General features: G+C 41.9%; 19 protein-coding genes. 18 read left to right on the top strand and 1 reads right to left on the bottom strand.

Going from position 1 to position 19,809, the window contains the following annotated elements; translation table 11 throughout:
* Positions 1 to 314 precede the first annotated feature (314 nt).
* Positions 315 to 1,874 (top strand): alpha/beta fold hydrolase, encoded by a 1,560-nt coding sequence (locus EYW48_RS04430; RefSeq protein ID WP_277431914.1) that lies wholly within the window; start codon positions 315 to 317, stop codon positions 1,872 to 1,874.
* A gap of 64 nt (positions 1,875 to 1,938) precedes the next feature.
* Here EYW48_RS04430 and EYW48_RS04425 read toward each other — a convergent pair whose 3' ends face one another.
* Complete coding sequence (locus EYW48_RS04425) at positions 1,939 to 2,400, bottom strand: transcriptional regulator (RefSeq protein WP_274672408.1); 462 nt, start codon at positions 2,398 to 2,400, stop codon at positions 1,939 to 1,941.
* Between the two features lie 438 nt (positions 2,401 to 2,838).
* On the opposite strand from EYW48_RS04425, the gene EYW48_RS04420 reads away from it, so the two are divergent.
* From EYW48_RS04420 to EYW48_RS04340, 17 genes are all read left to right on the top strand, one after another.
* Entirely contained in the window at positions 2,839 to 3,036 is a 198-nt protein-coding gene (locus EYW48_RS04420; protein ID WP_053308938.1) for a hypothetical protein, read from the top strand.
* Positions 3,037 to 3,196: 160 nt separating this feature from the next.
* The gene (locus EYW48_RS04415) at positions 3,197 to 3,406 is read left to right on the top strand and encodes a DUF3283 family protein (protein WP_053308939.1); all 210 of its coding nucleotides are present in this window, start codon (positions 3,197 to 3,199) and stop codon (positions 3,404 to 3,406) included.
* 89 nt (positions 3,407 to 3,495) lie between these two features.
* Positions 3,496 to 4,212: a YebC/PmpR family DNA-binding transcriptional regulator gene (locus EYW48_RS04410; RefSeq protein WP_053308940.1), complete on the top strand. Its 717-nt coding sequence runs from the start codon at positions 3,496 to 3,498 to the stop codon at positions 4,210 to 4,212.
* 183 nt (positions 4,213 to 4,395) lie between these two features.
* Positions 4,396 to 5,265: an NAD(P)-dependent oxidoreductase gene (locus EYW48_RS04405; RefSeq protein WP_171979855.1), complete on the top strand. Its 870-nt coding sequence runs from the start codon at positions 4,396 to 4,398 to the stop codon at positions 5,263 to 5,265.
* Positions 5,266 to 5,893: 628 nt separating this feature from the next.
* Positions 5,894 to 6,157 (top strand): STAS domain-containing protein, encoded by a 264-nt coding sequence (locus tag EYW48_RS04400; protein ID WP_176245757.1) that lies wholly within the window; start codon positions 5,894 to 5,896, stop codon positions 6,155 to 6,157.
* Positions 6,158 to 6,180: 23 nt separating this feature from the next.
* The gene (locus tag EYW48_RS04395; RefSeq protein ID WP_053308943.1) at positions 6,181 to 6,540 is read left to right on the top strand and encodes a response regulator; all 360 of its coding nucleotides are present in this window, start codon (positions 6,181 to 6,183) and stop codon (positions 6,538 to 6,540) included.
* Positions 6,541 to 6,600: 60 nt separating this feature from the next.
* Entirely contained in the window at positions 6,601 to 8,688 is a 2,088-nt protein-coding gene (locus EYW48_RS04390) for a chemotaxis protein CheA (RefSeq protein ID WP_277431913.1), read from the top strand.
* 22 nt (positions 8,689 to 8,710) lie between these two features.
* Complete coding sequence (locus EYW48_RS04385) at positions 8,711 to 9,238, top strand: chemotaxis protein CheW (protein ID WP_053308945.1); 528 nt, start codon at positions 8,711 to 8,713, stop codon at positions 9,236 to 9,238.
* Between the two features lie 3 nt (positions 9,239 to 9,241).
* On the top strand, positions 9,242 to 9,706 hold the full coding sequence (locus EYW48_RS04380) for a chemotaxis protein CheW (RefSeq protein WP_274676086.1): 465 nt from the start codon (positions 9,242 to 9,244) through the stop codon (positions 9,704 to 9,706).
* A gap of 10 nt (positions 9,707 to 9,716) precedes the next feature.
* Positions 9,717 to 12,110, top strand: a complete 2,394-nt coding sequence (gene aer2 / locus EYW48_RS04375; protein ID WP_176245755.1) for an aerotaxis transducer Aer2 — start codon at positions 9,717 to 9,719, stop codon at positions 12,108 to 12,110.
* Positions 12,095 to 12,949 (top strand): protein-glutamate O-methyltransferase CheR, encoded by an 855-nt coding sequence (locus EYW48_RS04370; RefSeq protein ID WP_261916119.1) that lies wholly within the window; start codon positions 12,095 to 12,097, stop codon positions 12,947 to 12,949. Before aer2 ends, EYW48_RS04370 begins: the two co-directional genes overlap by 16 nt.
* A gap of 11 nt (positions 12,950 to 12,960) precedes the next feature.
* Positions 12,961 to 13,602 (top strand): chemotaxis protein CheD, encoded by a 642-nt coding sequence (locus tag EYW48_RS04365; RefSeq protein WP_053308949.1) that lies wholly within the window; start codon positions 12,961 to 12,963, stop codon positions 13,600 to 13,602.
* On the top strand, positions 13,599 to 14,639 hold the full coding sequence (locus tag EYW48_RS04360) for a chemotaxis response regulator protein-glutamate methylesterase (RefSeq protein WP_176245754.1): 1,041 nt from the start codon (positions 13,599 to 13,601) through the stop codon (positions 14,637 to 14,639). Before EYW48_RS04365 ends, EYW48_RS04360 begins: the two co-directional genes overlap by 4 nt.
* A gap of 31 nt (positions 14,640 to 14,670) precedes the next feature.
* Positions 14,671 to 15,846 (top strand): methyl-accepting chemotaxis protein, encoded by a 1,176-nt coding sequence (locus EYW48_RS04355; protein ID WP_277431912.1) that lies wholly within the window; start codon positions 14,671 to 14,673, stop codon positions 15,844 to 15,846.
* Positions 15,847 to 15,857: 11 nt separating this feature from the next.
* Complete coding sequence (locus EYW48_RS04350) at positions 15,858 to 16,157, top strand: STAS domain-containing protein (protein WP_053308952.1); 300 nt, start codon at positions 15,858 to 15,860, stop codon at positions 16,155 to 16,157.
* A 19-nt stretch (positions 16,158 to 16,176) separates the two neighbouring features.
* Positions 16,177 to 17,850: a fused response regulator/phosphatase gene (locus tag EYW48_RS04345; RefSeq protein ID WP_254068172.1), complete on the top strand. Its 1,674-nt coding sequence runs from the start codon at positions 16,177 to 16,179 to the stop codon at positions 17,848 to 17,850.
* Between the two features lie 223 nt (positions 17,851 to 18,073).
* The gene (locus tag EYW48_RS04340; protein ID WP_172532600.1) at positions 18,074 to 19,750 is read left to right on the top strand and encodes a FapA family protein; all 1,677 of its coding nucleotides are present in this window, start codon (positions 18,074 to 18,076) and stop codon (positions 19,748 to 19,750) included.
* Positions 19,751 to 19,809: the final 59 nt, after the last annotated feature.

Here is a 19,809-nt window from a genome sequence, read left to right as displayed (position 1 = left end):
CTATACTCGAAAACGAATAGACAACCTTTTCCCTATCTGATTGATAGATTGGCTCATATTGTTACATTCTGAATAGATTCGCGAGTTCTTTTGAGCTCGCTTTTTTTGCCCAAAATCTTACTCATGGAAGCATGATCAAGGTAACTTGTTTTCATGACATGCTGTCTTTGAGCATCCTCCATTTATTGGCTTCTCGCGCTCTTTTTCTGACTCTTTAGTTAAAACGCGCATAATAAGGAAGGTTCTTTTCGTGTATAACTGAAATAAGCAGTAATACAATCTGGCTCTATTTTTTTTGTAGGGTCATTTTATCAATGAAAAGCAAATTAGCATTACTAACTATTGCCACAGTGATTGCAGGGTGTGGAGGAGAGGATGGAAAAAGCAACTCAGCGGTGAGCAGCAATAGCAATACCTTCCTGAATTTATCCACGCTATCGACACAATCAGTGTCTCTACAACCGGTACAATGTAACCAGATGCAACTAGTTGCAAATAACTATGTTCAGCCAAATACCGTTGAGAAATGCTGGCTTTTAGAAGTTCCAGAAGACTACTCACAACCAGATGGTAAAAAAATAACCGTTGCGGTTGCTAAAACGGCCTCTCAAGGTACCAAAAAAGGTGCTTTTATACATCTCAATGGCGGGCCAGGAGGGATGTCAATCGATTGGGCTGAATACAGCAATAGTGAATTATCTGTATTGTCCGAGAATCATGATATCTACTTTGTTGATCAACGTGGTACCGGGTACTCTACTCCTTCTTTAAGCTGCAATTTTGAAGACTCAGCTACTGCGCAGCAAATCAGAGATTGCAAGAACAAATATGTCAATGACGGTGTGGACTTAAACCAATATACGAATGTAAACAATGCCCTAGATTTACTGCTGCTAGAGAAAAAGTTGGTAGAAGTTGAGGAGCTTGAAGATGGATGGAAGCTTTATGGCGTTTCATATGGTACGCGTCTTGCTATGACGATGGCTCGTGAAGAGCAAAAGCAGATCAAAGCTGGTTATCAGAGCTCCAGTGCAATTCAAATGATGGTATTAGATGGTGTCTTTCCTATTGAAATGAACGGTGTTCAGGATATGCCTTGGTCAAACTATGAAGCGCTAGACAGGATTCTTGAAGTGTGCCGTCGTAGTGTTGGATATTGTGATGAAGCGACATTTAAATCAGCACTAAATACTAAGCTTACTGAAATAGACGACAAATACTATGATATTTTTCTAAATTATCTGACCACGATAAGTATGCGGCGTGATGATAATGAACCTTTGGATGGGCAATTAAACCCAGTTGAATTTATTCAACAGTCTAAGGTAATTATTGAGTCTTTACTAGATGCTCTAATTAGTCATCGAGCTAATTCCTATGATCCTTCATATCCTAGTCAGTTTGCTGCAATGGGGTTAGCAAATATTTGTGCTGAAGAACCTGTTAAACCAAAGTACTTCACGAGTCATCACGAGAGTCGAGAAAAGTGGGGCTCTGCAGTGCAAAAAGCGGTAGATGGCAGTACTCATTTTGGCTTGACTCTAGAAGCATGTCAGGCAATTAACGTCGAGCCAGTTGATAGTAGCTTCTATGCGTCTATGGAATCAGTAAATTATCCGGTACTCATTCTGAATGGTGCCAACGATGGTATTACACCACCAGCACTCGCTGATGTGTCTGCTAAGAAGTTCACGAACATGCTCAGTTTAACTTACGACCAAGGCTCTCATGGTATTTTGACAGATGCTCAAGATTGGGCTCCTTGTCTGAAAAGTTTGGTTCTTAGCTCGATCAATGAGCCTGAAGATATGCTTAGTTTAGATACTACATGCTTAAATACTCAAGATTTTAAGTATGTTGCTGATATGAACTGATACAAGGTAACAAGCTCGCGCCCTTATAGCCAATAAAGTGGTTGTAAGGGGGCATTGTTTACTATTAGTTTTTAATGTAGATAAATTGATCCTCATTCCAAGAAAGGGACGCCATAAAGCTAACATGCGCATCAATTAAGCCTGAAGCGATAGCGTGCCATTGAGTTTGATCTTGCTGCTGACAAAATTCGAGAGAAAGAACGATAAGATGTTGCAGCCGTTTCATGCACCAATCTTTGATAATTAAGTCGGTTAACGGATCGGCACTTGTCTGCTGTAGTTTGGCGTAAGCAAACTGTAAATATTGAAAGGCAGCATCTGGTTGATTGGTTTGCTGGTGTTGAAATAAACGTAGACAACCATCCAAAAAGTAAGCAATTGCTTTACTTTGATTGTCATTGAGATCTGGCCCAAATACACTCCTTGGCACATCGATAAGTAACTGTTTAAGCGCTTGCCATTGAGTATCGTTTCGTTGCTGATGAAGCGTTTCCATTGCATGTAACCAAATCAATAACCTTGACATCATCACTCCTTCCAATCGCTTAGATTGACTATCCATTTGTAAACAAAACTTCTTTGTATATCTCTTCCCTATTTGAAGTTGCAGCGGTGTTGGTTACGGTTGCTCACCCCAATCACTTGCCACCTACCGGTAACTTCAAGTTGCTTAGGTATAGTTTGGTTTAGTTTTGAGTATTTATCTATATGGGGAAATGGCTTGAGAGTTAGGTTGAATAGGGACTGGAGAGCCAAAATGAGAGCTGGATCAGAACACATTTTTTAGGGTAATTCCTTAAATGTACTTCTACACTGATAGTTGAGCAAAGGATAAGTGAGGGATTTATTAATTAGATTCCAGAAACCCTAGCGCCAATCACATTATGAACTAAATGTTCTTAACAACAATCGGTCCCTTTGCTAAAGATTACGTGTCCCTTACATGGTTTGTTCGGAGGTAACAATGTCCATTAATTCTATTAACCATGACGAAATGACAGATATTGCAAGTAAGTGGGACTTCACGGAAGAAGTAGAAACTCAAAAACCGGTTAAAAACCTTAAATCAGCCGAAGCTCGTCGCCGCATTGAAGCATTAAGAGAGATTCGCGAAAGTGGTTTAACCATTGAGGAAGCAAAGGAGCTAGGTATACTTCACTAACGTGTTCCCCACGATTAAATTCACAAGGGTGGTCTTGGTACCACCCTTTGTATTTTCGTTTTTCTTGATTTCATACCGACAAAACGCACATTTCTACTCTTAATTTTCCCATTTCCTATGCTATATTTCGTGCCACGTATTTACTGATCTAGGCTAACTCATGTCCTTCAACCTTTCTTTACTGCCTGCTGATGAAAAAAATAAAGTGGAACTTGATAAGCAAGCCTCATTTTTAATTTGGAAACTTAAGCAGGGTAAAGCTGGGCCAGAGGAAATCACGAAACAGCAATCAAAGATTGCCAGTGAGACAGAGAAAGAGTGGTTTTTGCAGTCGGTGAACAAATACAAAAGAGTGATGGGCGTTGCGTAGCGTTCATGTCTTTGCTAAGTGGTGAATTGAAATGATCCCACTTTTTGCTAAAATCCCTCGCATAAAATTGAATTAGAGAGATCATCCCGATGGGAAGAAGTTTTGAAGTGCGCAAAGCCTCAATGGCGAAAACTCAAGGCGCAAAAATTAAAGTTTATTCCAAATACGGTAAAGAAATTTACATGTGTGCGAAAAATGGTGGTTCAGACCCAGACATGAATTTGTCTTTGCGTCACTTGATCACCAAGGCGAAAAAAGACCAAGTACCAGCTCACGTTATCGATAAAGCGCTAGACAAAGCTGCTGGCGGTGGCGGTGAAGATTACCAACCAGCTCGTTACGAAGGTTTTGGCCCTGGTGGTTCAAGCGTTATTGTTGATTGCTTGACTGACAACGGTAACCGTACTTTCCAAGATGTTCGCCAATGCTTTGTTAAGACTGGTGCCAAAATCGGTACTCCAGGTACTGTTGCGCACATGTTCGATCACCAAGCGGTATTTCAGTTTAAAGGTGATGACGAAGATTCTATCCTTGAAGCACTGATGATGGATGATGTTGACGTAACGGATGTAGAACTTGAAGATGGTGTTATCACGGTATTCGCGCCACACACTGAATTCTTCAAAGTAAAAACATCTTTGAACACGCAATTTCCTGATATCACTTTGGATGTGGAAGAGATTACTTTTGTACCTCAAACCCATACTCCAGTTACCGGTGATGATGCTGAGAAGTTCCAGAAGTTCTTAGATATGCTAGATGATTGTGATGACGTTCAGCAGGTTTACCATAACGCTGAGTTGTAATTTCATCAAAACCATATAAACCGAGCTACTAGCTCGGTTTTTTTATCTTTGCCGTGCAAAGCATGTATGTTTCTCGTCCTTATCCCTACTAAAAACAGGTATAACGAGAAGGTTATTGTCATAGATATAATGCATGCAATCCCGAAACTAGGGCAGACGCGTTGCTAATATAAGGAGAAAACAATGAAAGTGAGTTTTATTGGTCTAGGGGTCATGGGTTTTCCTATGGCGGGGCATCTGCAAGCTACGGGGTTTGATGTCACGGTTTATAACCGCACACATTCCAAAGCGCAGCAGTGGGTTGAAAAATACCAAGGCAAGCTTGCTGATAATGTAATCGATTGTGTTAAAGATGCCGATATTGTGCTGACTTGCGTGGGTAATGACGACGACGTTCGCAGTATGACGACCAGTCCATCAGGTGCGATTGCAGCAATGAAGCCTGGCTCGATTTTGGTTGATCACACCACCACATCGGCATTGCTTGCTGAAGAGCTAGAAAAGGCATCAGTAGCCGCTGGCATTCGTTTTATGGATGCTCCGGTATCTGGTGGACAAGCTGGCGCTGAAAATGGTGTATTGACAATTATGTGCGGTGGAGACCAGGCTCTCTTCGATACGCTGCAACCTATTTTTGCCGCTTATGGTAAATCATCGGTACTGATGGGGAGAGTAGGGCAAGGTCAGCGCGCAAAAATGGTCAATCAGATATGCATTGCAGGGGTATTAAATGGTTTGTCTGAAGGACTTATTTTGGCGGAAAAGTCTGGGTTAGATATTGCTACTTTAGTGGATTGCTTAAAAAATGGTGCGGCAGGCTCATGGCAGATGGAAAATCGTGCGGTGAATATGTCAATGGGCAAATTTGATTATGGATTCGCCATTGATTGGATGATTAAAGACTTAGGTTTTTGCCTTGATGAAGCACAGCGCCAAGGAGTGAAACTACCAATGACAGAGAATACGATCCAAGCTTATCAATCTCTATCCGCTCAAGGTGATGGAAGAATGGATACTTCAGTGCTCATTAAAGCGATAAAACAGCACGCTTAAAACTTTCAGCACAAATAAAAAGCCTTTGATTGGTCTTTAGGGGCTTTTTTACAACACATTGATATACCCTTCCTGCTTGAAGTTGCAGCGGTGTTGCTACGTTCGTTTACTCCAATCACATAGTTTATCTATGCTCATGGGGATGAACTCACTTGTTGCCTACCTGCGACTTCAAGTTGTTTGGGTATAGTGTAAATATCAACAATATTAGTCTTCGTTTCCTGCCTGAACTAGCATATTTTCGTTGAATCATTCCAAACTAATCTTGTGAATAGTATTTAAGTTATTTGCTAACGTTGGGTAACATAAACACCCATCTACCGATGTTTATATTCTTTAAAATTATAGCTTTTCACCTCAAAAATGTTGGATCATAAATAAAGTTTACACTGTAAATAATTTATTGAAATGAAGTTCCCCAAGTCATGTTTCATATTATTTTTAGTCTTACTATCTCTGATTAAAAATTTTAATTATTAATGAGTTACAACTTTTTTCTGTATTGTTTGCTTTTTTATCTTCTCTTTTTGTTGTTATGCAGCCGCTTGCTAATTAAGTATTACCTTCTACACTCAAAATCAGGCTTAAAACAAAATAATTAGAAAAATAATAATACATAAGGGTTGGTATGGATTTAACGTTGGCTGAGTCTTTGGAAATTTCAACGGTGTTGGATTCCAAAGCTCAATATCTAGAATGGCTTAAACAAAATTCCCCTCTGCGCATTGATGCCTCTCTCGTGGCACATGTTGATGCCGCAGGAATTCAATTACTCGCTTCATTCTTTATGACAGCGAGGCATGCCAACATCGATATCAGCTTAGTAAACGCAACAAATACACTCACTGAAGGGATTACAGTGCTGGCTTTAGAAGGCCTGTTCTCAGAGTAATCGGGTTTTGTAAGGAAAAATCTATGACAAAGATTCTCGCTGTTGACGATTCTGTTTCAATCCGCCAAATGCTTAGTCACACATTGAAAGATGCGGGCTATGAGGTTGAAACAGCCAATGATGGAAGTGATGCGTTGCGCAAGGCGCAGCAGACAAAGTTTGACGTTGTTATCTCTGACGTCAACATGCCCATCATGGGCGGGTTTGATTTGGTAAGAGCAATAAGAGGGAAACCACAGTACAAATTCATCCCCATTTTAATGCTAACGACTGAAACCAGTATGGAAAAAAAGCAAGAGGGAAAATCAGCAGGAGCAACGGGGTGGTTGGTCAAGCCATTTAACCCTGACACTTTATTAAAAACACTGAAACGCGTTATTTAAAAATAGAACCATATAAAAAAATACCATCATAAATAACAATATCAATTGGCAGGAATATCTATGGCTCTAGACATGGAAATGTTGCGCAAGATGTTTTACGAAGAATGTCGTGAAAATCTTGAAGTACTTGAAAGTGTACTACTTAACCTTGATCCTCTCGAGGTTGACAGCGAGACCATTAATACTATTTTTCGTGCCGCTCATTCGATAAAAGGTGGAGCCGCTACGTTTAACTTACTTGATATCAGTGAGTTCACTCACTCGGTTGAAGCGTATTTGGATCTGGTGCGAAATGAACAAGCAACGTTAACTGCTCAAAGTGTTGATATTCTCCTTAAAGGTGGCGATTGCATCCGAAACATGCTCGAAGGACACGAAAGTGGTATCGATGTTGATCATGATCTTAAACAAAAAGTTAGTCTGTCTTTGCAAACGTTATTGTCGGGAAATAATGAAGAGCAAGTACTGGATAATGATCAGCACCAAAACGCTGAATTAAAGAGCCCTCTCGAAAGTCATAACGCAAACACCCGTTGGGAGATCGTCTTTTCGCCTCATCAAGAACTGTTTTTTAGCGGTAATGATCCATTGAGACTCTTACGCGAACTCAAAGAACTCGATGAGCAATGCATTATAGAGGTTCAGCAAGATACTCTTCCCGAGCTTGCTGAAATCGAGGCTGAACTTTGCTATTTAGGTTGGACGATTACCTTAAATGGTGGCATTGATGAAAACGATATTCGTGAGATTTTCGAATGGGTTGAAGATCAATGTGACTTGGCGATTTCACGGCTAGAGATCGGCGTTCAAATGACACCTCCTCATGCAGATCAACCGACAGTAGAATCGAGCAATAGGCAGGAAGACGTCTTATCTGTTGTGACGATACCAACTTCTGACCCTTCTCCTAAAGCAACTAAAGCGGCGAAACCCGAATCGAGTGTTAGCTCGATTCGGGTTGATATCGATAAAGTTGATAGCTTAATTAACCTAGTAGGGGAGTTAGTCATTACGCAATCAATGCTGACTGAAATTGGTAATGATTTCAGTATGGATAAGCTGGAAAAACTTAAAGCTGGCCTCGCTCAACTGCTACAAAATAGTAAAGATCTACAAGAAAATGTACTGAATATCAGAATGTTACCCATGAGTTTTGCTTTTAGCCGTTTTCCTCGCTTAGTTCGAGATTTGTGCGGTCGGCTTGAAAAGAAAGTTGAACTGAATATTGTCGGAGAAAACACCGAGTTAGATAAAACGGTATTGGAACGCATTGTTGATCCACTAGTACACCTAGTGCGAAATGGCATTGATCACGGTATTGAACAGCCGCAAATTCGCCTTGATCAAGGCAAGGTGGAAACCGGTACGATAGAACTCCATGCTTACCACCAAGGTGGTTCAATTATTGTTGAAGTAAAAGATGATGGTGCAGGTATTGATTGTGAAAGAATATGGCAAAAAGCCATAGAAAAAGGTGTGCTTCCTAAAGACTCTCGGCGTGAAGACATCTCTGATAAACAGATACTTAACCTTATTTTCGCCCCCGGTTTTTCAACAGCAGAGCAAGTTTCAGATATCTCTGGTCGAGGTGTCGGCATGGATGTGGTGAAACGAAACATTGAAGAGCTCGGTGGCCATATTGAAGTGGAATCAACGCTTGGTAAAGGCAGTCATTTCACCATTAGCTTACCGCTCACCTTAGCCATTTTGGACGGGCAATTAGTTAAAGTAGGCGGTGAAGTTTATATCATTCCTCTTCTGACGATCATCGAATCTATTCAAATTAATCATGCCAACATTAAATATGCCGCTGGTGGGGTTGAACTGTACCGCTTACGGGAAGAAAACATCCCTATCTTACGTCTGCAAGATGAGCTTGAGATGGGGGAAAGTGGAGAGTTAAGCGATAGGATTATTTGCTTTGTCGAGGCGGCAGGCAACCGAGTCGGGCTATTGGTCGATGAGTTATTGGATCAGCAGCAAGTTGTGATTAAAAGCTTAGATTCCAATTACAGCAAAGTATCCGGTATCTCGGGCGCTACGATTTTAGGCGACGGCTCAGTTTCTCTGATATTAGATATTCAAGGCTTAATTTCAGCGTACTCAAATCGCCGTTCAAATCCCTCATCCAAAATTATTGCAGCCTAATAAAGATGAAAAGGAAGAAGGAATGGAAGCAGAATATTCATCAACTCATCAAAAGACGGCTCAAGCGCAAAGCGTGTTGAATGCATTGTATGAAGAACGCAGCAGCGCCGCTGATTTTCTAAGTTTCCATCTTGCTAAAGAACTTTATGGCGTCGCCATTCAGGATGTGGAAGAGATTAGAGTATGGGAACAACCCACGCCAATTCCTCATGCTCCTGAATTTGTCAAAGGGGTCATCAATATGCGGGGAATGATCGTGCCTATTATTGATCTGCGCATTCGCTTTGGGGTGTCACCTTGTGAGTACTTACCAACTACTGTCGTATTGGTATTGCACTGTCAGCAAGAAGAGCAACAAAGAGTGATGGGTTTGGTTGTTGACGCTGTGAGTGATGTGATTGCTCAAGGTGAGAATGTGCTCTTTCCTGCGATTGGTGAAACTACCGCGGCGTCTTACTTACTGGGTTTACTCAATGTTGGTGATGAGGTGATGTCACTGCTTGATACCTATGAGCTTCTTGATATGCAGCGCATTTTAGGTGGGGAGTAGCTGATGCCGACACAAGAATTTCTCAGTTTTGTGCTTGACGGTGATGAGTACGCGGTACCAATTTTGGACGTACGTGAGGTTCGAGGTTGGAATGACGTTCGTGCGGTACCCAATGCCCCCGACTATTTGATTGGATTGCTCGATATCCGCGGTGAATACGTTCCGATTGTTGACTTGCGGTTACGTTTTCATTTGTCACCTGCACAAATAGGCGCCACAACGGTTGTCATTGTCCTCAATGATAGTCACAACAATCCATTAGGGGTCATTGTCGATGGTGTTTCCGAGGTTTATGACCTGAGTTTAGAGCAAATTAAACCAGTCCCAGCCTTATCGTCATCGGTCGATCAGCGTTTTATGAAAGGGATCGCCTCTGTAGCTAATGGTCATTTGATCTTAATTAATATCGAGGCCCTTTTTGATGTAACAGGGCTAAACCAGACGTTTGTAGAAGAAGCTATTATGTGAGGGAATACTCATGGCATTTTGGAATAGAAAACCAGCAACCACAACGCAATTTGTTCCACCGGTAAATGATCCGCTAGTCGATGAAAATGAAGGGATGTCAAACCAGCAACTTCTCTCTGCACTCAATGCGGCAAAAACCGCATTGATGATGATTGATAGAGATTTTCAAATAACCTATCTCAATAAACAATCATTGACTTTGCTTAAACAGCATGAAGCTCTGTTTCAAAGTGTTTGGCCTGGCTTTCGAGCTGACGAATCATTTTTAATGGGTTATTGCATTGATGGTTTTCATGTTAACCCACAGCACCAACGTCAAATGCTCTCTACACCGGCAAACCTACCGTTTACGACCGTCATTGATATTAAAGGGGTGAAAATCGAACTGAACGTTGGGGCGATCATCGATGAAAATGGGGCTTATACTGGCAATACATTAGAGTGGCGAGATGTCACCGCCATACGCCGGCAAGAAGATGAAGTGGCGCGTTTGCGCGCCGCGGTTGACCAGGCTCAAACCGCGATGGTTATGATCGATCGTGACCTTCTTATTACCTACATTAACCAACAAACATTGGCATTATTTGCTAAGCATGAAAGCACCATGCGCACCGTGTGGTCAGGCTTTACTGCTTCTGCTGAATGGTTGTTAGGGCGCTGTATTGATGAGTTCCACCAACACCCTGCGCATCAACGAAAATTGCTCAGCGACCCTACTAATTTGCCTTACAGCACGGACATTTCGATTGGTGATCTCAAAATTGAACTAAACGTTGCGGCAATTCATGACTTAAATGGCCAGTACATTGGCAATACATTGGAGTGGCGAGACGTCACAGAGGAGCGAGCTAAAGAGCAACAAATTGGTCGCTTGGCGTCTGCCGTCGAGGGTATGACCACCAACCTGATGATGGCGGATAAAAACGGCATTATTCAGTATCTCAATCCATCGTTATCTAAGTTGATGCACAGCCGAGAAAGCGATTTACGTAAAGTATTATCGAGCTTTGATGCCAGTAACCTAGTAGGAAAGAACATTGATGTGTTCCATAAAAATCCGGGCCACCAGCGCAGCATTATTTCAGACCCAGATCGCCTGCCTTTTTCATCGAATATTAAAGTGGGAACATTAGAATTTAACTTAACTTGTATCGCGATGCGCAATAGCAAGGGTGAGTATATTGGTCCGGCATTGCAGTGGGTCGATATTACCGAGCAGCAAGACGGCCAGCGCCAAGTTGAAAGCTTGATACAAAAGGCGATTGCTGGCGAGCTGAATGAGCGAATCGATACCACAGTATACAGTGGGTTCATGCGTGAATTAGGCGAAGGAATCAATAATTTACTTGATACACTCGTGGCACCTCTAGGCCAATGTATTGATGTGATGAGTAAAGTGGCGGAAGGTGACCTTAATACCAAAATGGAAGAAGGCAGCCAAGGTGAGTTTGGTCGTCTTACTGATGCAGTCAATACGTCCATTACCAATTTACGCGATATGGTCGATAAAATTACGGTTTCGTCTGCACGTGTCGCGACAGCATCAACTGAAATTGCCGATGGTAATAATGATTTAAGCCAGCGAGTAGAAGCACAAGCTTCGAATCTAGAACAAACCGCCGCTAGTATGGAAGAGATGACCGCAACTGTTCGTCAAAACGCCGATAATGCCAAAGGCGCGAATGAATTAGCTGATGATGCCGCCAAAAAAGCAGGCAAAGGTGGGGAAGTGGTTGGCGAAGCGATCTCTGCGATGGCCGAAATTAACAGTGCCAGTAAAAAGATTGCAGACATTATTGGTGTGATAGATGAAATTGCTTTCCAGACAAACTTACTCGCCCTAAATGCCGCCGTTGAAGCAGCGCGAGCTGGAGAGCAAGGCCGTGGTTTTGCAGTTGTGGCAGGAGAAGTGCGTAACTTAGCGCAGCGCAGTGCAGCAGCAGCCAAAGAAATTAAAGGGCTTATCAAAGACAGTGTTGAGAAGGTCGAAGAAGGTTCGCGTTTGGTGGATGAATCTGGCGCGACGTTGAAAGAAATTGTCGATGCTGTAGCGCGAGTTTCTGATCTTATTGCCCAAATAGCCTCTTCTAGTATTGAACAGTCAACCGGTATTGATGAAATTAATCGAGCTGTCTCCGCAATGGATGAGATGACACAACAAAATGCTTCCCTAGTTGAACAAACGTCGGCAGCAAGCCAGTCATTGAAAGATGAAGGTAAAGAGCTGCTCAACTTAATGAATTACTTTGCGACAGATAGCAATATCACCACTTTCGAATCGAAAAAGCCGCATAGAGTTGCCCGAACCACTAAAGCTAATGTGAGTGATATCCGATCACCAACCAAAGTGGTTAATTCAAAGCTCAATCTTGCTGAGGACGGAGATGAATGGGAAGAATTCTAACCGGTGCGACTGCGATGAATATTAACCAAGAGTTTGAGTTAACAGATAGCGACTTCAAATTCATTCAGTGGTTCATGCATAAAACGGTGGGTATTTATCTCTCAGACGCTAAGCGAGCCATGGTTTATGGGCGGATCAGTCGTCAGATGCGCAAACGTGGTGTGCAACGGTTTAGTGATTATAAGCAGCTTATTGAGCAAAATGAGCAAGAGCGTATTCACTTTATTAATACACTGACGACTAATAAAACACAGTTTTTCCGTGAGTATCATCATTTTGAGTTCTTAGAAAAAGTGTTATTAGCAGAGTGGAAAGCTCAACAGGTTAGCCATCCTAAAATTTGGTCAGCAGGGTGTTCAACTGGTGAAGAACCGTACAGCTTTATTGCATCACTTTATTGCTCCGGTTTATTTGATTTTGCCCAGGATATCGATATTTATGCGACCGATTTAGATACTCAAGTGTTGGCGCATGCGCAAGCTGGAATTTATTCAGCTGAAGCAGCCACGACAATCCCGGAACCGTATTTAAAAAAGTGTTTTTTAAAAGGCGTCGGTGCGCAGCATGGGAAGATGAAGATAGCCAGTAAATTACAAAGCTATGTTCATTTTCAGCAACTTAATTTGTTATCTCGATGGACAGTACCTAATAACCTAGACCTGATTTCATGCCGTAATGTCATGATTTATTTTGATAAACCTACGCAGGAGGCCTTGATTAAACGATTTTATGATTGGCTAAAACCTAATGGGGTTTTACTTCTTGGTCACTCAGAAAGTGTCGGGCGATGTGCTGATCTATTCCATCATCTTGGCCACACCATTTATGTGAAGCTATAAGGTAATTAAACATGGCATCGTCAGCGATTCACTCAACAGAGGATAACCGACATTTTAATCGGTTCCACCACCCACAAAAGAATGTGGATTGGGTGAAAGTGCTGCCCGGAGGTATTTATTGTACTAACCGTCAAGAAATTATCTGTACTGGTTTGGGATCGTGCGTGGCTGCATGTATATGGGACCCTGAAGCGAAAGTTGGAGGAATGAACCATTTCCTATTGCCATTTGATAATTATTCACAAATTGACCATTGGAAACCAGATGAAGTTGCATCTACGGCTTCAAGATATGGCTGTTATGCCATGGAATTACTGATTAACCAATTAATAAAAATGGGGGCTGATCGCCAGCGATTAAGAGTTAAATTATTTGGTGGTGCTCAAATGCTCGATTTGAAGATTATGATTGGCCAGAAAAATATTGATTTCATAACCCGTTACGCGAAACAAGAACAGCTCATTGTTGCAGCGAAAGACCTAGGTGGTTGTGAACCAAGAAAAGTGATGTTTGATCCATTAACAGGCAGAGCGTGGTTGAAAAGGATTCCATTTAGTGACGCTATTTTGCTCAGTAATCAAGAAAAGAGGTATGCCACACAGTTGGAACGTGAAACTCATAACAAACAGAATGATGCGGAGTTATTTGAATGAGTAAGAAGATCAAAGTGTTGGTTGTGGATGATTCTCCTGTTTTCAGAGCCTTATTATCTGAGTTGATCAATGCAGACCCTATGTTGGAAGTCGTGGCAATGGCGGAAGATCCTTATCAGGCAAGAGAGCTGATAAAAAAGCATAACCCAGACGTGCTGACGTTAGATATTGAAATGCCAAAAATGAACGGTGTGCAGTTTTTAAAAAATTTGATGCGCTTGAGGCCGATGCCTGTGGTGATGATCTCAACACTCGCGCAGCACGGGGCTGAAGCCACTTTAGAAGCTTTAGAGGCGGGAGCTGTCGATTATTTTCCCAAACCTGCCATTGAAAATACGGCCGAAATGGTCAGCTATAAGCAACTGGTGAATGAAAAGCTCAAAATGGCCGCAGGTGCAAACATCGTTCAGCCAAATCACCATGCTAATGTCACTGAAAAATTGGTTAGCAGCCACGCACAGACTGCTTACCAATTGATTGCGATTGGTGCGTCTACCGGGGGAACGGAGGCTGTGAAAAACGTATTATCTGCATTGCCATCCGGCTTACCGCCGATAGTGATTACTCAGCACATTAGCGCAATGTTTACTCGCCCATTTGCTGAACGTTTAAACAAAAACAGCGCAATTGAGGTTCGTGAGCTTTCTACTCATCAGGCGCCATTAGTCAATGGGTGTGCTTACCTTGCCCCTGGAGACAAACATTTAATTGTGATTAAAAAAGGAGCCCATCTTTATTGTCAGCTTGATGATCGCCCTGCGGTAAATCGGCATAAGCCTTCTGTTGACGTCATGTTTGACGCTGTTGCTGAAGTGGTTGGTGATAAAGCCATCGGTGTTCTCTTGACTGGAATGGGTAAAGATGGAGCGCAAGGTATGCTAAAGATGAAACAACATGGTGCTTTTACTATCGCTCAGGACGAACAGAGTTCCATTGTATGGGGAATGCCAAAAGCGGCGGTTGATATCGGTGCTGTTCAGCATATCAAAGCGCTGAGTGCGATTCCTCAATGGATATGTGATGAGCTTTATCCGTAATTGGTAAACATTTACTTTCAAGGAATGGGCAATGAGTAATATAACAATCACCCAGAAAGCAAAATACATATTGGCTTTAGTTGTGCAGATAAGCGCATTGTTAGTTGCTATGTTTTATTCTGATTTGAGTTGGCACATTGGTGTATGGATTCTTGCGGCATTTATTCCTTGGTTTATCTTGCCGCTAAGCCTTAAAAGTAACAGTAAACTTTCGTCATCATCCCCCACAGTTCAAGGAAATACTTCGCTTGATTCAATGAAATATATCCAACAAATAGAGCAGTTATTTACTGAGACATTACCTAAAGTCAGTGAACCTTTAGCAATGCAACGCACTGTTATTGATGAATCTATCGAAACGCTCAATGACAGTTTTTTCGGTTTGCAAAGTGTCAGTGAAAAGCAAAGTTTAATCTCTAGCACATTGGTTAACAATTTACTTGCTAACCAAGGCAGTGAATATGATTTAACCACAGTTTTACCACGTACTGAGGCGATAATTGATAATTTTGTACAAACGCTAATTGATATTTCTGAGAAGAGTATTTCCGCGGTACACAGTATCCATGATATGTCCGAAAAACTCGATACGGTGTTTAAATTATTGGCGCAAGTACGAGGTTTATCAGAGCAAACGAACCTGCTAGCACTCAATGCAGCGATAGAGGCGGCGAGGGCTGGGGAGGCTGGGCGAGGGTTTGCTGTTGTTGCTCAAGAGGTTCGTGAACTGTCGGTAAAAGCTCGAGATCTTAATGGAAAAATAGAATCGGAAATTAATGTGGCACTACAAACGGTTCAACAAGCAAACCAAACGGTTGGTGATATGGCCTCGATAGATATGACTCATGTCATTGAATCTAAAGAAAAAGTAGATCACATGCTACGTGGTGTACAACAAATAAATACCGAAATTGAACAAGAAGTACAAAAGATTCAAGAGTTAGGATATGAGTTAACAACGCAAGTGGGAAATGGTGTTCGCTCACTCCAGTTTGCCGACATAGTTGTGCAGCAAGGTGAGTATGCGCAAACATCGATCATGTATATGCAAGAAGCTATCGAGCTTTTGAAAGCGGTCCACAGTCAGAATATGTCGAAAGACTTATTAGCTGAACAGCTTCAGCAATTGACGGAACGATTGCGCAACCGAAATGCACCAGCTGCCAACCAAACCAGTATGGATGAAGGTGATGTTGAGCTGTTTTAGGAGAAAGGTACATGAGTATTGAAAGTGAAGTGGATAACAACACCAAACATATCACCATTGCAATAGAAGGTGCTTTTGGATTTGGTTTAGTAAAAGATTTTCGTAGTAGTTATTCCCCCTACCGAGATTATCGATTCACCATTGATTTGCGTAAAGTCGATTACATTGATAGCGCTGGCCTTGGCATGTTACTGAATATGCATAAATATCTTGAACAGAGTGATGGGATGATCCGCATTATAAACACCTTACCTCAAGTCAAGAAAATTTTGCTTATTTCGCGGTTTGATAAAAAGTTTTCTATTGAATAAAACTTAAAAGGAGCAGGTTATGCGAGTAATGATCGTTGATGACCATGCGACGAATAGAGAACTGTGTCGATTTATCTTGTCTCATATCGTCGAGCATATCGATACCTTTGAAAATGGCGAAGGTGTCGTTGAGGCAATGCTAGCAATGGACGAGTTGCCTGACATTATTTTGCTTGATGTAATGATGCCAATTAAGAACGGCTTTGCAACGGCCAAGGAGATACGCCAAGCATTTCCTTACCACCATATCCCGATCATTTTCCTGACTGTCTTAGACGACCACGATTCTTATGAACGTTGCTTATCTCTAGGTGATGATTTTATTCTGAAACCGGTTGAGCGGAGTGTGTTGATTGCAAAAGTTCAAGCACACTACCGCATTGTAAAAATGCATAATGAAGTCACTTTGCAAAGAGATGAACTCCATCATTTTAATGAGCAGGTGCAATATGACTACGCTATTGCCGAGTCCATTTTTACTAACCTAATGGATGAGATGAGCACCAAGGTGAGTAACATTTATGGGATAAATTATATCTCGACACCTTCTACTATTTTTAATGGTGATCTCATTGTAGTAGCAAATCGACCATACGGCGGTGTGTATGTGATGGTTGCGGATGCTACCGGGCATGGTTTGCCTGCCGCTATATCAACCATTCCTGCGACACGAACTTTTTTTACTATGACAGAGAAAGGGATGTCGCTTGGAGAAATTGTCGAAGAAGTGAATAATGCACTCGTGAAATTTCTGCCGATAGGCATGATGCTTGCCGCTAGTGTGTTTGAGATTAGAGCGAATGGATTAGAAGTATCATGGTGGGGAGGGGGATTACCCGATGGTTATTTGCTCGACAGTGACGGACAAATTGTTCGACGCTTAGTCTCTTCACATATGCCATTGGGAGTGCTTGAACCTGATGAATTCGAAGTGAATTTGGTGCATTTTAAGCTAGAACCTAATCAAAGAATTATTTGTTATACCGATGGTATTACCGAAGCGATGAACGAAAAAGGAGAGCAGTTTGGCCAGCAACGTTTAGAGCAAGTGTTACAAAGAAGTCGCCAAGATCTTATCGCAGATCTGTATGAGGAAGTGCGTCAATTTGCCAATCGGGGACGTGGTGATGATTTGTCGATCCTTTCTATGACCTTTCCTATCACAAATCGTAATGATGTGCTTGCGCCGCAGAAGAAAACGGTCCTTTGCTCTATTCCAATGCAAAGTCATTTGCATTTTCCCGCCAGTATCCTCAAAAAGACAGCGATCATGAATGAAGTTCGCAATATTATGCGAGGCATTGTCAGCAGTGGTGCTCATCTTGATTTAGCCTGTTCTGTACTTTCTGAGTTGTTCGCTAATGCCATTGAGCATGGCCTACTGAAATTGGACTCTGCATTAAAGGATGACCCGGAAGGATTCTTTGCTTTTTATGAGCTACGAGAGAAGCGAATGAGCGAGTTGGATGAAAGTTATTGGGTTAATTTGGACGTGGACTACGACCCTGATCGCTCGCAAGTGACTTTTTTACTTGAGCATAATGGTGATGGGTTTGATTATAAGAACCTAGTTGACCAGAATAACGATAAAACGCATGGTCGAGGAGTGATACTAGTGTCTGAGCTTTGTGAATCATTTGAATACTCAAAACATGGACGATGTGTGAAGGCTATTTATTCACTCAACGCGTAGTAGAATACGCTATCAAGCATGCCAATGAATAGTTACAAAGTGACTTATTACATATCAAAAGTGCCCATTTATCTCAATCCATCCTATTCTTTAGACAGTATTGGGTGAGTTTGGTCATCACTAAGTGATGTATCCCTTAGTTTGATTGTCGATATATTTAGCCCGCTCATTAAATTGTATACACTGCCAAGTAAAGGATGATTGAACGTGTGGGTTGAGTAATATGTGGACAAGCTTTATCTCGTTTTCACAAGACAAAATACAAGTGATAGCGCAGCTTCCAGGAACGGAGTCTGTCGATAAGCGTTTTGATCAGACTGGCTTGAAAGAAGCATTATTGGAGCTTGGTGCTGCGAATTACTTTTTAGATGAAGCTGAAATCACACGTTTTATTAATTGTGCCAAAGAAGGAAAAGGTGAAGCCTTTTCCGGTATTGCTATTGCCTGCATGAAGCATGCAACCGTCGAAGTGGTATTGAGTGATAATGACATGCTTGCAAGCATGGTTGTTACGGGAGCTTACGGCGGAAGAGCGTTACGAGGAAGTGAGGTAGTACACGCGTTAGCACAGTCTCATGTAACGAAAGGTATTAATAAATTAGCGTTAAAAAAAGTGCTAATGGTGAGCCACACTTTAAAAGGTGGCGAAACCTTCAACCAACCAGTAGCACAAGGAAAAGAGCCAATTCAGGGTAAAGATACGCAGTTTATTGCTTTAGTTGAGGATGTTACTAAGCGTGTTTTAGCTCCAGCCAAAAAGCCAGGCCAAGATAAAGTCGATATGCGTAACCTCGGTGAAACGATCACCGTTGGCCAAGATGACGCAGTGATGCGTCGTATTCCAGCCACTAAAGGTACGCCTGGCTACACCGTTCAAGGCAAAATTATTCCACCTAAGCCGGGTACAGATTCAGCATTGGTTGCCGGTAAAGGTTCTTATATATCACCTAATGATCCTAATTTATTGCTGTCTAGCCAGGCTGGCATGCCAATACTCAAGAGCAAAACGGTGGATGTGGATAATGCACTATGCTTAAACAATGTTAGTGTTGCTACCGGTCACGTGAAGTTTAAAGGCTGTGTCGTGATCACTGGGGATGTTGAACCAGGCATGATTGTGCGTGCTACGGGCTCAATCACCATCGGTGGGTTTATTGAGTCTGCTGATGTTCAGGCACAAGATAACATTGAAGTTGGAAAAGGTATTATTGGTCATACGGTATCGGAAGGTGAACCCAAGAGCTGTATTGTCAAATCAGGTGGTTCGATTACAGCAAATTATGCTCAATTTAGTGAACTACAAGCCGCGGAAGATATTAATCTAGCGGTACATAGTATGAGTAATGAGTTGCGTTGTGGCAATGAGCTGAAAGTTATTGATAGTAAAGAAAAACAAGGTACATTGAGCGGCGGTCATGCCAAAGTTGGTGGCAAGGTTGTCTGCTTTAATCTGGGGGTTGAAGGGGATACCGCTACTCATGTGCAGGCTTTTGCTCGCTATGCCATGTATAAAGATCGCATAGCCAAACACAAAGATCAGTATACCCAAGCTCAAGAAGCCACTATGGACGTGATCCGCCAAGAAATTGAGTTTAAGAAAAAGCCGAAAGCTGAAAGGACCGAAGAGCAGCAGCTTAAAATTGAACAATTTAAGCAACAGTCAAATGAACGCTTAGAAAAAGCCAAAACAGCGTTAGAGATACTCACGGATGAGTTTGAACAGTTACTTGAGATCAACACAATAGAAGCCAAAAATAAAGTATACACTCATGTCACTGTGCAATTTGGTGATGAACGTGTCGTCACCAAGCGGGTACATGGCGCAAGTATATTTTCGTTCAATCAGTACGATATTAAGTGTGCATCTATGCTTGAAGAAGAGGATGTTGGAGGGATATAACTAACCTCACTTATTATTTAAAAAACGGGGAGTGTAGTGCTCCCCGTTTTTGTACTAAT

Origin of the sequence: Vibrio sp. 1180_3 (assembly GCF_029478545.1) — a bacterium.
GTDB lineage: Bacteria > Pseudomonadota > Gammaproteobacteria > Enterobacterales > Vibrionaceae > Vibrio > Vibrio aestuarianus.
Note: the sequence above shows the minus strand (reverse complement) of the source record. Positions and strands in the feature narration are given on the sequence as shown.

Bases quoted from the DNA above. Each gene is read 5' to 3' on its own strand.
- EYW48_RS04430 (WP_277431914.1), top strand. From the start codon at position 315: ATGAAAAGCAAATTAGCATTACTAACTATTGCCACAGTGATTGCAGGG.
- EYW48_RS04425 (WP_274672408.1), bottom strand. From the start codon at position 2,400: ATGTCAAGGTTATTGATTTGGTTACATGCAATGGAAACGCTTCATCAG.
- EYW48_RS04420 (WP_053308938.1), top strand. From the start codon at position 2,839: ATGTCCATTAATTCTATTAACCATGACGAAATGACAGATATTGCAAGT.
- EYW48_RS04415 (WP_053308939.1), top strand. From the start codon at position 3,197: ATGTCCTTCAACCTTTCTTTACTGCCTGCTGATGAAAAAAATAAAGTG.
- EYW48_RS04410 (WP_053308940.1), top strand. From the start codon at position 3,496: ATGGGAAGAAGTTTTGAAGTGCGCAAAGCCTCAATGGCGAAAACTCAA.
- EYW48_RS04405 (WP_171979855.1), top strand. From the start codon at position 4,396: ATGAAAGTGAGTTTTATTGGTCTAGGGGTCATGGGTTTTCCTATGGCG.
- EYW48_RS04400 (WP_176245757.1), top strand. From the start codon at position 5,894: ATGGATTTAACGTTGGCTGAGTCTTTGGAAATTTCAACGGTGTTGGAT.
- EYW48_RS04395 (WP_053308943.1), top strand. From the start codon at position 6,181: ATGACAAAGATTCTCGCTGTTGACGATTCTGTTTCAATCCGCCAAATG.
- EYW48_RS04390 (WP_277431913.1), top strand. From the start codon at position 6,601: ATGGCTCTAGACATGGAAATGTTGCGCAAGATGTTTTACGAAGAATGT.
- EYW48_RS04385 (WP_053308945.1), top strand. From the start codon at position 8,711: ATGGAAGCAGAATATTCATCAACTCATCAAAAGACGGCTCAAGCGCAA.
- EYW48_RS04380 (WP_274676086.1), top strand. From the start codon at position 9,242: ATGCCGACACAAGAATTTCTCAGTTTTGTGCTTGACGGTGATGAGTAC.
- aer2 (WP_176245755.1), top strand. From the start codon at position 9,717: ATGGCATTTTGGAATAGAAAACCAGCAACCACAACGCAATTTGTTCCA.
- EYW48_RS04370 (WP_261916119.1), top strand. From the start codon at position 12,095: ATGGGAAGAATTCTAACCGGTGCGACTGCGATGAATATTAACCAAGAG.
- EYW48_RS04365 (WP_053308949.1), top strand. From the start codon at position 12,961: ATGGCATCGTCAGCGATTCACTCAACAGAGGATAACCGACATTTTAAT.
- EYW48_RS04360 (WP_176245754.1), top strand. From the start codon at position 13,599: ATGAGTAAGAAGATCAAAGTGTTGGTTGTGGATGATTCTCCTGTTTTC.
- EYW48_RS04355 (WP_277431912.1), top strand. From the start codon at position 14,671: ATGAGTAATATAACAATCACCCAGAAAGCAAAATACATATTGGCTTTA.
- EYW48_RS04350 (WP_053308952.1), top strand. From the start codon at position 15,858: ATGAGTATTGAAAGTGAAGTGGATAACAACACCAAACATATCACCATT.
- EYW48_RS04345 (WP_254068172.1), top strand. From the start codon at position 16,177: ATGCGAGTAATGATCGTTGATGACCATGCGACGAATAGAGAACTGTGT.
- EYW48_RS04340 (WP_172532600.1), top strand. From the start codon at position 18,074: ATGTGGACAAGCTTTATCTCGTTTTCACAAGACAAAATACAAGTGATA.